This is a genomic window from bacterium SCSIO 12827 (assembly GCA_024397995.1).
Taxonomy (GTDB): domain Bacteria; phylum Pseudomonadota; class Alphaproteobacteria; order Rhodospirillales; family Casp-alpha2; genus UBA1479.
In genome coordinates this window covers 1,373,689-1,386,549 of record CP073746.1, presented here as the reverse complement: position 1 = coordinate 1,386,549, position 12,861 = coordinate 1,373,689, and the positions used below count along the sequence as shown (strand labels likewise).

At 61.2% G+C, this 12,861-nt stretch carries 9 protein-coding genes; 4 read left to right on the top strand and 5 right to left on the bottom strand.

What is annotated here, in order from left to right; all coding sequences use genetic code 11:
• Positions 1-11 precede the first annotated feature (11 nt).
• The 4 genes from KFF05_06515 (at position 12) to KFF05_06500 (ending at position 6,408) form a co-directional block, all read left to right on the top strand.
• Positions 12-1,412 carry an MmgE/PrpD family protein gene (locus KFF05_06515; GenBank protein UTW53009.1) on the top strand — a complete coding sequence of 467 codons (1,401 nt, stop codon included), beginning with the start codon at positions 12-14 and terminating at the stop codon, positions 1,410-1,412.
• Between the two features lie 255 nt (positions 1,413-1,667).
• A complete protein-coding gene (locus tag KFF05_06510; GenBank protein ID UTW53008.1) occupies positions 1,668-4,295 on the top strand; it encodes a glycosyltransferase in 2,628 nt (875 codons plus the stop codon).
• A 480-nt stretch (positions 4,296-4,775) separates the two neighbouring features.
• Complete coding sequence (locus KFF05_06505; GenBank protein ID UTW53007.1) at positions 4,776-5,582, top strand: class I SAM-dependent methyltransferase; 807 nt, start codon at positions 4,776-4,778, stop codon at positions 5,580-5,582.
• A complete protein-coding gene (locus tag KFF05_06500; GenBank protein ID UTW53006.1) occupies positions 5,575-6,408 on the top strand; it encodes a methyltransferase domain-containing protein in 834 nt (277 codons plus the stop codon). Before KFF05_06505 ends, KFF05_06500 begins: the two co-directional genes overlap by 8 nt.
• Positions 6,409-6,439: 31 nt before the next feature.
• Here the strand turns inward: KFF05_06500 and KFF05_06495 are convergent, their stop codons facing one another.
• The 5 genes from KFF05_06495 to KFF05_06475 form a co-directional block, all read right to left on the bottom strand.
• Positions 6,440-9,820 carry a PAS domain S-box protein gene (locus KFF05_06495; protein ID UTW53005.1) on the bottom strand — a complete coding sequence of 1,127 codons (3,381 nt, stop codon included), beginning with the start codon at positions 9,818-9,820 and terminating at the stop codon, positions 6,440-6,442.
• Positions 9,821-9,956: 136 nt separating this feature from the next.
• Positions 9,957-10,142, bottom strand: coding sequence for a hypothetical protein (locus tag KFF05_06490; GenBank protein UTW53004.1), 186 nt, complete (start codon positions 10,140-10,142; stop codon positions 9,957-9,959).
• Between the two features lie 65 nt (positions 10,143-10,207).
• Positions 10,208-10,399, bottom strand: a complete 192-nt coding sequence (locus KFF05_06485) for a hypothetical protein (protein UTW53003.1) — start codon at positions 10,397-10,399, stop codon at positions 10,208-10,210.
• A 106-nt stretch (positions 10,400-10,505) separates the two neighbouring features.
• Positions 10,506-12,047, bottom strand: a complete 1,542-nt coding sequence (locus KFF05_06480; protein ID UTW53002.1) for a HAMP domain-containing protein — start codon at positions 12,045-12,047, stop codon at positions 10,506-10,508.
• Positions 12,031-12,786 carry a transporter substrate-binding domain-containing protein gene (locus KFF05_06475; GenBank protein ID UTW53001.1) on the bottom strand — a complete coding sequence of 252 codons (756 nt, stop codon included), beginning with the start codon at positions 12,784-12,786 and terminating at the stop codon, positions 12,031-12,033. Before KFF05_06475 ends, KFF05_06480 begins: the two co-directional genes overlap by 17 nt.
• Positions 12,787-12,861: the final 75 nt, after the last annotated feature.

The window sequence follows — 12,861 nt, the reverse complement described above, 5'->3', positions numbered from 1 at the left end:
ATGAGGCAACCATGAACAATATTTCCGCAACGGACCAGCGCGCGCTTTTGACGCGTTTGGCGGAGCGTATCATCGGCTACGACCCCAAGGTGATTTCCGAAAAGGGTCTGTGGCTCGCCAAACTGGGCATCACCGATACCGTCGGCGTGACCCTGGCGGGCCTGCCCGAAGCCAGCACGCAGATCGCCCTCGGTACGCCGGGCGTCGCCACGGCGCCGGGTTCGGCACTGGTGTTCGGCACGGGACGCCGGACCAGCGCGCTCGACGCCGCCTTCGTCAACGGCATCGCGTCACACGCGCTTGATTTCGACGATTTCTCCTCCGTGTTCGGCGGCCATCAGTCGGTGCCGCTGGTCGCCCCCCTGTTCGCCCTGGCCGAAGACCGGGGGCTTTCCGGCCAAAGCCTGATCACCGCCTACGCCGTCGGGCTGGAGGCGGAAATGCGCCTGGCCCGTGCCGTCCACCCCCATCACTACGACAAGGGCTGGCACCCGACCGCGACGCTGGGCATTTTCGGAACCGTCGCGGGTGCGGCGCGTCTGATCGGCCTGTCCACGGAACAGACGGCCATGGCGCTGGCCATGGCGGCGTCCATGGCAAGCGGCCTGAAGGCCAATTTCGGCACCATGACCAAGCCGCTGCATGTCGGTCATTCGGCACGGTCCGGCGTACTGGCCGTGCTGCTGGCCGAACAGGGCCATGACGCCAACCCCGGAGCCATGGAACACCATCAGGGCTTTTTCGAGGTCTTCAACGGCCCCGGCACCTATGCCGCCGAACGCCTGCTGGACGGCTGGGACAACGGCCCCTGGGCGATCGAGGCCGAGGACCTGGCGATCAAGCAATTCCCTTGCTGCGGATCGACCCATCAATGCATCACCGCCATGCAGCGTTTGGCCGGCAAGCATGACATCCCGGCCGAAGCCGTCGCGGGAATCGAGATCATGCCGCATCAACGGCGCCTCAGGCATACCAACACGCCGATGCCCGATAGCGAGCTGGAAGCCAAGTTCTCGGTCCAATACACAGTCGCGCGCGCGCTTCTGGACGGCACCGTGAAGCTGAAGGACTTCGAGGGTGACGCCTTCCGCGAGGATGCCGTCAGACGCCTGGTCGCGGTCACCACGGCACGCCCCCACCCCGACCTGGACGGCGACGACAAGGACAATTGGGGGGCGGAAGTCATCGTCACCCTGAAGGACGGGCGCAAGCTTTCGGAAACCGTGTCGAACCTCATCGGACGCAGCGGCGACAACACCATGTCGCGGGACGAACTGTGGGACAAATTCGAAGATTGCGCCGGCCGGGCCCTGCCTCATGGCAGCCTGCGCCCGCTGTTCGACGGCCTGATGTCCCTGGAGACCGCGGCCAGCATTCCCGAACTCGTCAAGCTCATGGAAACGAAAGCTTAACGTCCGTTTCGTTTGCTCCCGGCTGCCGTTACGGGTGATTGAAAATTTGTGAATTCTGCCTCTTGTTCGCAGGTGCAAACTGGCGCAATCTCTGCGCCGTGGTGACCAAAAGAGCCTGAAACTCCGGCAGTGTCGCCTCACCGCCCCTTGCGCGGGGTACAGCGCGCCTTAAGTATCCGTCGTTCTGCCGTGCGGCCCGGAAGCGCCGCGTGAAGCGGTTCAACCGCGTTACCGCTCTTGGGTGCCTGAAATAAGATGAAGAACGTTCTCGCGGCGGCCCTGGTCGCCGCCGTCCTGCATGGGTTGGCCTGGGCCACGACCTTGGAAACGGCCGTGCTGCCCGACGTGACGGGCAAGGTGCAATCCATGTCCTTCAACATCGGCGCCCCGCGCGAAGTCTGGTTCGGGCGGTCGGCAACCTTGCGTGAACTGGCCCACGCCCTGGACGTCATCAAACCCGTATCCCGGTCCGTGCGCACCTACACGGTCAGCGGCATTCAGGCGCAGGTGCCCGCGCTTGCCAAGGACCGCGGGATCGAGGTGATGCTCGGCATCTGGCTGGGCCGCGACGAGGCCTCCAACCGGCGGGAGATCGAGACCGCAGTCGCCTTGGTGCGCAAGTATTCCAACATCCGTGCCGTGTTCGTCGGCAACGAAACGCTGCTCCGCGAAGACCTGACGCTGGAAGAATTGATCACCATCATCCGCGAGGTGCGCACCCGCGTGCCCGTCCCGGTGACCACCGGTGAAACCTGGGACCGCTGGCTGTCCCATCCTGATCTGGTCGACGAGGTTGATTTCATGTCGATCCACGTGCTGCCCTACTGGGAAGCCGTCGGCGCGCAGAATGCCGTTTCCTATACTTTCGAACGCTACCGCGAAGTGCTTGATACCTTCCCCGGGAAGGAGGCGATCATCGCCGAATTCGGCTGGCCGTCACGCGGCTACCGCAACCGCGAGGCCGGCCCCGACCCCATGACACAGGCCACCATCATCCGCCAGTTCATATCCGAGGCCTCGCGCCACGGCATCGGCTACAACCTGATGGAGGCCTTCGATCAACCCTGGAAGACCATGGAAGGAAGCGTCGGCCCTTATTGGGGTGTGTTCGACCATGACGGCACTGCCAAGTTCTCCCTGGCCGGCGCGGTCGAACAGCCCGAACAATGGCGGCGGGGCATCCTGGCGCTAATCCTGGGCGCCGTGATGACCGTGTTGTGGCTGATGACGCGGCGGCCGACCTTCGGCCATGCCCTGGCCATGGCAATTGCCGCCAACGCGCTCTCCGCCGCCGTGGCCGTGGCGCTGCTCTACCCCTTCGAGAACTACCTGAACGTGGGATCCGCCATCGCCTGGGGCCTGGGCATGGTGCTGATGCTGCCGCTGACCCTGGTTACCCTGGGCAAGCTGGACGAGGTCGCCGAGGTCACCCTGGGCCCCCGGCCCAAGCGCCTGTGGCGGGCCGAAGACGCACCAACGGATGCCCCTCTGCCCAAGGTATCGATCCAGATTCCCGCCTACCGGGAAAACCCGGACATGCTGATCGAGACCCTGAATTCCTGTGCCGGTCTGGATTATCCGGACTTCGAGGTCGTGGTGATCATCAACAACACGGACGACGAAAGTCTGTGGCGGCCCGTGCGAGCCCATTGCGTGAAACTGGGCCCGCGTTTCAAGTTCCTCAACTTCCCCAAGATCGCGGGGTTCAAGGCCGGGGCCCTGACCGCGGCCATGCCCCATGTCGCCCCGGACGCGGAAATTCTCGCCGTGCTCGACGCCGACTATGTGGTCGATCCCAAATGGCTGCGCGATCTGGCGCCCGCCTTTGCCGACCCCAAGGTGGCGATGGTGCAGGCCCCCCAGGACCACCGGGACGGCGAACGCTCGTTGCTGGCGCGCTGCATGAACGCCGAATACACGGGCTTTTTCGACATCGGCATGGTTCAGCGCAACGAGGCCGATGCGATCATCGCCCATGGCACCATGCTGCTGGTCCGCCGCGCCGCGTTCGATGCCGTCGGCGGCTGGTCGCCGGACACCATCACCGAGGACACGGAACTGGGCCTGCGCCTGTTCGAGGCGGGATACCACGCCCATTATACGCGCCGGCGCTATGGCTGGGGTCTGCTGCCGGACACCTACCGCGCGTTCAAGACACAGCGCCATCGCTGGGCCTACGGCGCCGTACAGATTTTCTTCAAGCACTGGCGCCATATGCTGCCGGGTGCCAAGACCCTGACCCGGGGGCAGAAGGTCCATTACATCACCGGCTGGCTGCATTGGCTGTCGGACGCGGTTGGCGCACTCGCCGCCGTGGTCAACCTGGCCTGGGTGCCATTCATTTTGTTCGTCGGCGTGATGCTGCCGCCGATCCCCTTCACCCTGCCGATCCTGGCCGCGTTCGGTGCCGGGCTGCTGCATTGCGTGCTGCTTTACATGGCGCGGGTCAAGATCGGCCCGGCGCGCATCGCCGGCGCCGCCCTGGCCGCCGCCAGCCTGCAATGGACCGTGGCACGCGCCATCTATGACGGCATCAAGGTGCCGGACCTGCCGTTCAGCGTGACCCAGAAGGGCAAGGCTCAAAAGGCAGGCAGCCCAACCACCAAGGCCGCCCCGGCATCACCCGTGCGCACGGAAACCCGCATCGGCCTGGCCCTGATGGCCAGCTCGGCCGCCCTGTTCGCGGTCAATACGACGGGGATCATCGAACTATACCTGTTCGCCGGAACCTTGTTGGTGCAGAGCCTGCCGTTCCTGGCGGCGACTGCCATGTTCGTGTTGGAACGCCGGGACACCGCCCGCCTGACCCGTGACAAGGCGGCGGCCAGCATCTGTAATCCCGCCCTGGATACCGCCAAAACGGCCGATCAAGCGGCGGCATAAAACTTTCACATCCCGTGCAAGACCCGGTAATCCGGCCCTTGCCGCCCACCCATCCTTTGTCCGGCCGGTTTTCCCCGGGGGTCAGGTTGATCCGCCCCTCCCCGACTGTTACCCTTGCGCCATTGGCCGTGGGCGGCATGCTGGCATTTGCCTGAGAACGCAAAGGCTGGTTGGGCATGAAAACCTGCTGTCCAGGCGGTGGACGCGTCGGGATCGCACCGGTCCCGCTACCCCTACGGGGTGGGTAACGACAACAGGAAAACGCGTCTTTCGGATTCCCCATCGCAATAATGCGGACCGGGTTCTGGATCCTTTCAACCGCCAAATAAAACCAGATCGCTTCGGCACGTCCGGGCCTTGTCGCCCCGAGTTGCGCCGTGCCGTTGACCATTCGAGCGGGCCCTTCCGGGTCCGCCCGTTGCTGTGCGCCGTCTGTTTTCAGGCGGTCATAGATCAATTACGACGCCTTGGAGGGCCGCAATGGACGACATCAATCAAGAACAACAGGATTTCGGCGACAATCCGCTGGAAACCCGCAAAACCGACCACTACCAGCGGGAGTACGTCCAAACGTTTGTGGAAAAATGGGACGAACTGATCGATTGGGACGCCCGCGCGGGAAGTGAAGGCCAATTCTTCATCGACATCCTGAAGGCCCGCGGCAAGCATCGCGTGCTCGACGCCGCCACCGGCACCGGATTCCATTCCGTGCAGTTGCTGAAGGCCGGGTTCGACGTGACCAGTGCCGACGGCAACGCGGAGATGCTGACCAAGGCATTCGAAAATGCGCGCGAACGCAACCTCGTGCTGCACACGGCCCATGCCGACTGGCGCTGGCTGAACAAAGACGTGCACGGCAAGTTCGACGCCATCATCTGCCTGGGAAATTCGTTCACCCATCTGTTCGATGAGAACGACCGCCGCCGGGCCCTGGCCGAATTCTATGCCGCCCTGAAATGGGACGGCATTCTGATTCTCGATCAACGCAATTACGACGGCATGCTCGATCACGGATTTTCATCGAAGCACAAATACTATTACTGCGGCGATCAGGTATCGGCCGAGCCAGAGCATATCGACGATGGTCTGGCCCGCTTTTGCTACTCATTCCCCGACGGCTCGCAGTTCCATCTCAACATGTTTCCCCTGCGCAAGGCCTATACGCGCAAGCTGCTGACCGACGTCGGGTTCCAAAAGATCAAGACCTACGGCGATTTCCAGGAAACCTATCAGGAAAACGACCCGGACTTTTTCATCCATGTTGCGGAGAAGAATTATCATGAGTAGGCGATCACAGGCGGTCCAGAAGGCAGAAGAGTATTACGATTCGTCGGAAGCCGACGCCTTCTACCAGAACGTCTGGGGCGGCGAGGACATTCATATCGGCATCTACAACAGCCCTGATGAAGCCATCGCCCAAGCCAGTCGGCGCACCGTGGAAACCATGGCCCTGCAGGTGTCGGGACTGGGACGGAAGACACGAGTCATCGATCTGGGAGCCGGATACGGCGGCTCCGCCCGCTACCTGGCGGACCACTACGGCTGTCACGTGACCTGTCTGAACCTGAGCGAGACCCAGAACGACCTGAACCGCGACAAGAACGCGGAAACAGGCCTGGAAGGCCTGATCGACGTGGTTCACGGCTCGTTCGAAGACATTCCCGCCGAAGACGCCTCCATCGACCTTGTGTGGTCGCAGGACGCCATTCTCCATTCCGGCGACCGCCCCCGCGTTCTCGACGAGATTTCCAGGGTCCTGGCGCCGGGCGGGCAAGTCATCTTCACCGACCCCATGCAGGCCGACGACGTACCCGAAGGCGTGTTGCAACCCATCCTGGATCGCATTCATCTGTCCACCCTGGGGTCGTTCGCGTTCTACCGGGCGGAATTCGCCAAGCGCGGTCTCAACGAGGTGCAAATGTCACCCATGCTGGGCCAGCTTCGCACCCATTACTTCCGGGTCGGCGAGGATCTGAAAAGCCGTTATGACGAAATCGTCCGTCTGTCGGGCAAGTCCTACGTCGACAACATGCTGCGCGGGCTCGACCATTGGGTCGACGGCGCCGACAAGGGGTATCTCGCCTGGGGCATCCTGCACTTCAAGAAGGGGTGAGCATTGTCCGCCACGGCCAAGCCGTGGCGGCTCATGTCTTTTTGCGCGGATGCTTTCTGCGTTCGATGGCCTCCTGCTGCTCGGTCACGGCCCCGAGAATTTCATCCAGGCCAAAGGGCTTCGGTAGATATCTCTCGAAGCCCGCCTCCAAACCGCGTTCGGCATCGCCGGACATGGCATTGGCGGTCAGGGCGATCACCGGCGTGTCACGCAGGTCGGGATCCGCTCTGATTGCCGCAAGGACGTCGTATCCGCTCATGTCCGGCAGATCGATGTCCAGGAAGATGACCTCCGGGCGCACTTCCCGCGCGATGGCCAGCCCCGTCGTCCCATCTTCCGCCTCTAGGTAGTCAACGTCCTCCAGCATCTCCATGAAGTTCTCGAACAGCGCCCGGTTGATGTCGTTGTCCTCGACATACAGAACCTTCATACGGCCGGCCATCCGGCGCGTTTTGACATCAGCCTCTTTGCTCTTCTCCGTCGTCTTGATGCCGCCGCCGACGTCCGCCGATTGCAGATCGACCCAGAACCGGCTTCCCTGAGCCTCCGTACTTTCGAAATCAATGCGCCCGCCCATCAACTCGACATAGTTCTTGACCAAGGCAAGGCCGATTCCGGTTCCCTCGACCTTGCCTTGTTCGGCGCCGAGACGATTGAACGGCTGAAAGGCCCCGTCTTGCAGGTCAGCCGGAATGCCGCGGCCGTTATCGGCGACCATGATGCGTGACATGTCCGCCGTAACGGCCTCGCACGAAAATTCCACCCAGCCGCCCGCGTGATTGTACTTGATGGCGTTGGAACCAAGATTGATCAGGACCTGCGTCAGACGTGTCATGTCCGCCGTCACGAATACGTCACCCCGGCCCAGGTTCTCCGCCCGTATTTCAACCTCGAATTTTTCCGCCAGGGGCTCGAGGGTTGCGATGACGGATTTCACGACCGCGGTGACGTTGACAGGCTCGATCGATATCATGATACGGCCAGCCTCGATCTTGCTCAATTCGAGCACGCTGTCCATCAGGTTCAGCAGGTGGCGGCTGCTGCTTTTGATCAGGCCGGCGTGTTCAAGCTGCTTGTCATTGAGTGCGCCGAAATGTTGTGAGAGCAGAATGTCGGTGAACCCGAGGATGGAATTCATCGGCGTGCGCAGTTCATGGCTCATGGATGTCAGAAACGCCGATTTGGCGCGGGTTGCCGCCTCCGCCGCCTCCCTCGCCTGCTTCTGCGCAAGCTCTGACGCCCTGATCTCCGTCACGTCGAAACCGACGACATAGAACCCGAGAATCTCTCCGTCGGTATCATCCGGCAGGTAATGCACCTGCAAGGAGCGGACCGTGCCGTGGATATCGGTCAGTTCCCGTTCGAATGACTGAGGCTCTCCCTTCAATGCGGCTTCGATATAGGGCAGGCTTTCCTGGTAGGTATCCTCATTCATTAATTCGGACATCAGGCGCCCCTGCAGCCATTCGGGGGTCACGCCGAACCATTCCTCGTAGGCCTTGTTGGCAAACCGGTTGCGCTGATTGCGGTCCCAATAGGCGATCATCGACGGCACGCTGTCCAACACGTTGCGCAGGTCACGCAGGGCCGTATCGAGTTCCGCCGTGCGCATGGCGACACGATCCTCCATGTCCTGTAACAGACCGCGAACCTGAAGTTCCGCTTGGTGCCGATCCTCGATATCCGTGTTGGAGCCGATCCACCGCAGGACGCTTCCATCCGCATCTATGACGGCATCGGCGCGGGAGAAAAACAGCCGGTAGGTCCCGTCAGCCCCCCTGATGCGGAATTCAGACGCGAACGGCACCTTGGTTTCAACCGATTTCCGCCAGACGGCCATCAAGTCGTCTTGATCGTCTGGATGGACCCAGTCAAGCCAACCGGTGCCCAACAGCGGTTCTGTCAGCGCGCCGGTATAGTCGGCCCATTGCTGACTGAGAAAGTCACAGACACCGTCGGCATTGCAGGTCCAGACAAGCTGCGGCAGAGAGTTCGCCACCTCCTGCCAGCGTTGTTCGCTTGCCGCCATGACCTTGACGGCTTCGCGTTCTGCCGAAATATCGGTGACACCCGCGACAACCAGCTTTCTGTCGCCGATCGACAAGGGGGCGAGACGGGCGGTAATGGGAAACCGCGTTCCGTCAGCCCTCACCGCTTCCAAGTCCTGGCGGCTACCCATATTGCGGGGCTTATAATCGTAACATTCGCGCAGTTCCTTGTGTGCGTCCCGCATGTCGAGCGGCACCAGGTCATCGACGGATTTCCCAAGCAGGTCGGACATGGACCAGCCGAAAACACGTTCGCAATAAGCGTTCGCGCGGATGATGATTCCGGCCTGGTCGACAACAAGCAACGCCTGGGGCGTCGCGTCGATGATCTTGTAGGCCAGTTCCTCTTCTTCCTGCCGAGCCTGCAGGGCCCGTGCCCGGTTTCGCGCGAAATTGAATGCGGTGGCGGTGCCCAGAATACCCAGCAAAACCAGGGTCAAGCCGAGCATACCCGGTTGGATGCCCCCGTATCGTTTGGCGAATGCCGGACGCGGATGAAAGCGCAGACGCCAATTGCGGCCGAACACCTCAACCCCCTTGCCGACGACCGCTTCAACTTTGGGATCGAATCCGGGCGAACGATAGAATTCGATCCCGTCGCTGACGTCCGTGATCGAAAACGCGATTTCCTCCCGGCGCGGGCCCAGATCCTTCAAAACCTCGCTGACGACCAGGGGCGCATAGCTCCACCCGACGGTTTCCGCGATGCGTTTTTCCGGATCATCCGGCACATTCGCCCGCCAGTAGATGGGCATCAGAATAAGAAACCCGTGGTTGGTTTGACCCGATGCCTGTACCAGAGTGATCGGTGCCGTCAGCCGGGTTTCACCGCTTCGCGCCGCGCTCAACGCGGCGGTTCGCCGATTGCTTTCCGACGCGATATCAAGCCCCGTCGCCCCTTCGTTGCCCTTGAGGGGATAGATGTACTTGATGATGAAACGTTCGCCCGTGTTCGGGGCAAGTTCGCGCAGATTGAATGAAGGAAACTCGTCCACACGCGCTGCTTCGATGAATCGGGCCGTTTGTTCGTTCGATATTTTGACGATGAACCCGAAACCGCGTGCGCCGGGGAACTCTTGGAATTTTTCACGCGACGTGAAGTATTCCTCAAAGGTGTTTCGAGGGATGTTTATCCGGCCGCCGGCGATAATCGCGCCGCGCGCTCCCCGCAGACCGTACTGGTAAAGCTGGAAACGTTCCGTGACCAGCGTCGTGAATTCCTTGGTCAGTGCGGAAAGCCGCTCGTGATAGCGGTTATTGTTATCAATATGTTGAAAAATTCCCGCGGCAATAGACACCACGATTGTCAGCGTGACCCCGATAATGCCGATAACGGATGGGCGGATGGCACGGTCAGCGGCCATTTAAGCGCTTCCTTTCCAGATTCTCCCCAGCGTAAAGGAATGCATCAACACACGGGATTTCACACTAATGCATCAACACACGGGATTTCACACTAAGGCCTGAACCAAGTTTTCTGATCGACGATGCAATAATGTCTTAAAAGGCCCCTTTGCGCCACTCTCCACCGGCACGCGGGCCACTGGCCATCCGGGCACGGATCAACAGGCGCCGTTCGGCGTCGGACATACGCCGGTCCTTACCCAGATCATCGCCTTTGGTGCCGACCGTTTCGTCCAACAGGGATTTGATCTGTTGGTGCAGGGTGTTGATTTCGTCGCTCATTATCTTCACCTCTTAGACCTGCTGAATACATTCTCGGCACGAAGACCCCCCGGCCCCCGCTGCGGTCAGCTATCAAACCGTGAATGTCGTCTTGCCGCGCCCTTGACGCTGATCTCGTTTCGTAACGCGAGTTGTTGCCATTCCGTCTCGGTCAGGCTGCTGAGATCGAAACAGCGAACATCTGCCCGTCCCGTTTCTTCGGCGTCACCCACGATGTGACTGATTCTCTGGTGCAGGGCGGCAAGTTCTTTATCCATGTTCGGCTCCGGCTTTGCATGCTTCGGCTTGACGGTGTCATTTTGACAATGACGTTCGTCTCAATGCCGATGAAGCAAAGTCCATGCCATGCATGAAGGTGGAATGTCAGCTGAGCCGGATCGTCCGATCCGCCGGGAACCGCAGGATCACCGTCGTTCCCTTACCGACCTCGCTTTGAATGGCGAGGTCGCCGCCGTGCAATTCGACGAGTTGCTTGGACAGGGTCAGTCCCAGCCCCGTGCCCTCATGAGTCACGGTATGGCTGGTGCGGACCTGACCGAACGCTTCTAGGACCAACGTCACGTCTTCGGCGGCGATACCGATGCCGGTGTCGGCGACCTCGATCCGGATGCCGCCCCGGTAATCGACGCCGGTCGACATCGTCAGGCCGCCGCCTTCGGGCGTGAACTTGTTGGCGTTGGAAAACAGGTTCACCAGGACCTGGCGGATCACGCGGCCATCGGCCCGCAGCTTGGGCATGCTGTCGGGAATATTGATGGACAGGACCTGGCTTTTCGCGCTGATGCGCGGCGACATCAGGCGCTGTACCGCGGCGGCCAGGTCGCGCAGATCCAAATCCTCTTCTTCCAGTTTGGCTTCACCGGCCTCGACCTTGGAGATGTCCAGGATATCGTTGATGACATCCAACAGGTGGCGCGCCGAATGCTGAATGTCACCGGCATATTCCAGGTATTGGGCATTGCCCATGCGGCCCATGATCTCATCGACCATGAATTGCGAGAACCCCAGGATCGAATTCAACGGCGTGCGCAATTCGTGGCTCATCATGGCAAGGAACCGCGACTTGGCGACGCTGGCCTCTTCGGCACGGCGCCGCGCCCCGTCCAGCTGCCGGGTTCGCTCGGCCACGGCGTCTTCCAACTGCGCGCGCGCACCGATCAATTCCTCCTCGTAGGCGGCGCGTTCCGCATGGGCGGATTCCAGCCGATTGAGAAGCCGGTTGAAGGCATCCTGAAGATGCTTGAGCTCGCCATCACCAGGCCCCACCGCCTGGATGCTCGAGTAAGGCCTGAAACCCGGGTCGATGCGGTCGACCGCATCGGACAGACGGGACAGCGGTCGCACCAATTGGCGTTGGGCAAAATAGCTGAACAAAATCCAGATCAGCAGAAGCTTCACCATCGCCGCGGTGAAAATCAGCATGATCGACAGCCACGACCGGGTAAGCGCCAGGTTCGCCGGCACCAACAGGCTGACATGCCCGAGGTGCCGGGCCCTGTCCGAGCCCTGGGCGACGTAATGAACATCGAATGAGTGCACCGCCATGCCGGAGCCGTCGCCGCTGCTGATGACGCCATGGGCCCCCAAGCGGCGGCCGCTGAACGGGTCCTCGACAATCACCCCCTGGGCCACGGACAGCCGCACCAAGGCCGTCAGAACCGCCCCCAGTTCCTTCTCGTCATAGGCCCAAAGCTGATCCGCGATGGGATCATGGAAGGCGCTTTTGACGATGCGGATTTCGCGGTCGATCTCTTCGTCCGCGCGGCGCAGGACATCCCAGACCAAAATGGCTGTGATCAAAAGGCCGATACCCAGAAACGCCAGGAAGATGGATGAAAACAAGCGCCCGGCAAGGGTGCGGCTGCCTGCGTTCGGCGTGCCGTTGGCCTTAGCGGTATTTCCCAATGATCTCGTCGATAAGGGACGAGCGGTTGATGGCGCGGATTTCATTCCAGAAGGCATCAGCAAGTTTTGTGTTGTTCTTATGAAAGGGCTTGGAAAACAGAAGATAGTAAGCCTTGACCGAAATCGCGGGCCGCAGCATGACGATTCCAGTGAATGGCCCGCCATTGTCCGCCAAGTAGGGCGCGATCATGTTATCAAGTTCCGCGTAGGCCGCAACGCGTCCGTTGTCTAATTTCGCAAGATTCAATGTTTGCGTGCGTTCTTCCTCAAAAGGAATACCAAGGGCTTTAAGTTCGCCGATAATCGAATATCCCCGCGTCACCGCCACCGCGCGGCCCTGCGTGCCGCGCAGCCTGCGCCCGTCAAAGGACACACCGGCCTCGCGGCGGGCATAAAAGGAATAGGATTGAAAGAAGACGGCCCGGGACTCATCCGGCGTTTTGCCGTCGGCAAGCGTCGGATAAACGCCGAATTCTGCTCTTTCCGGATGGTAGCTGGCGTGAAAAATACCATCGACTTCGCCTGTTTCGACCATGAACAGTCCCCTGTTCCAGGGCACACGTTCGAAATCGAGCGAAACATTCAGGCGGCGCGCGGCCTCGCGGAAAACCTCGATGGTAACCCCAGGCCTGTCTTTCGGAACCTTGGCCGTGGTGCCGTAATAGCGCGGCGGGTTTTCGACGGGCTCATAAACCAGACGGATGGTTTCCGCCCGCGCCGGCCAGGTCAGCAACAGCACCGCAACGGCGACACAGCAGAATCGGAGCATCCATCTCTCCCGGGCCAAGCACCGCGAAACCGCACGACGTGCGCC

Excerpts from the sequence above, each read along its gene's own strand:
- KFF05_06515 (UTW53009.1), top strand. The coding sequence starts at position 12 with ATGAACAATATTTCCGCAACGGACCAGCGCGCGCTTTTGACGCGTTTG.
- KFF05_06510 (UTW53008.1), top strand. The coding sequence starts at position 1,668 with ATGAAGAACGTTCTCGCGGCGGCCCTGGTCGCCGCCGTCCTGCATGGG.
- KFF05_06505 (UTW53007.1), top strand. The coding sequence starts at position 4,776 with ATGGACGACATCAATCAAGAACAACAGGATTTCGGCGACAATCCGCTG.
- KFF05_06500 (UTW53006.1), top strand. The coding sequence starts at position 5,575 with ATGAGTAGGCGATCACAGGCGGTCCAGAAGGCAGAAGAGTATTACGAT.
- KFF05_06495 (UTW53005.1), bottom strand. The coding sequence starts at position 9,820 with ATGGCCGCTGACCGTGCCATCCGCCCATCCGTTATCGGCATTATCGGG.
- KFF05_06490 (UTW53004.1), bottom strand. The coding sequence starts at position 10,142 with ATGAGCGACGAAATCAACACCCTGCACCAACAGATCAAATCCCTGTTG.
- KFF05_06485 (UTW53003.1), bottom strand. The coding sequence starts at position 10,399 with ATGGATAAAGAACTTGCCGCCCTGCACCAGAGAATCAGTCACATCGTG.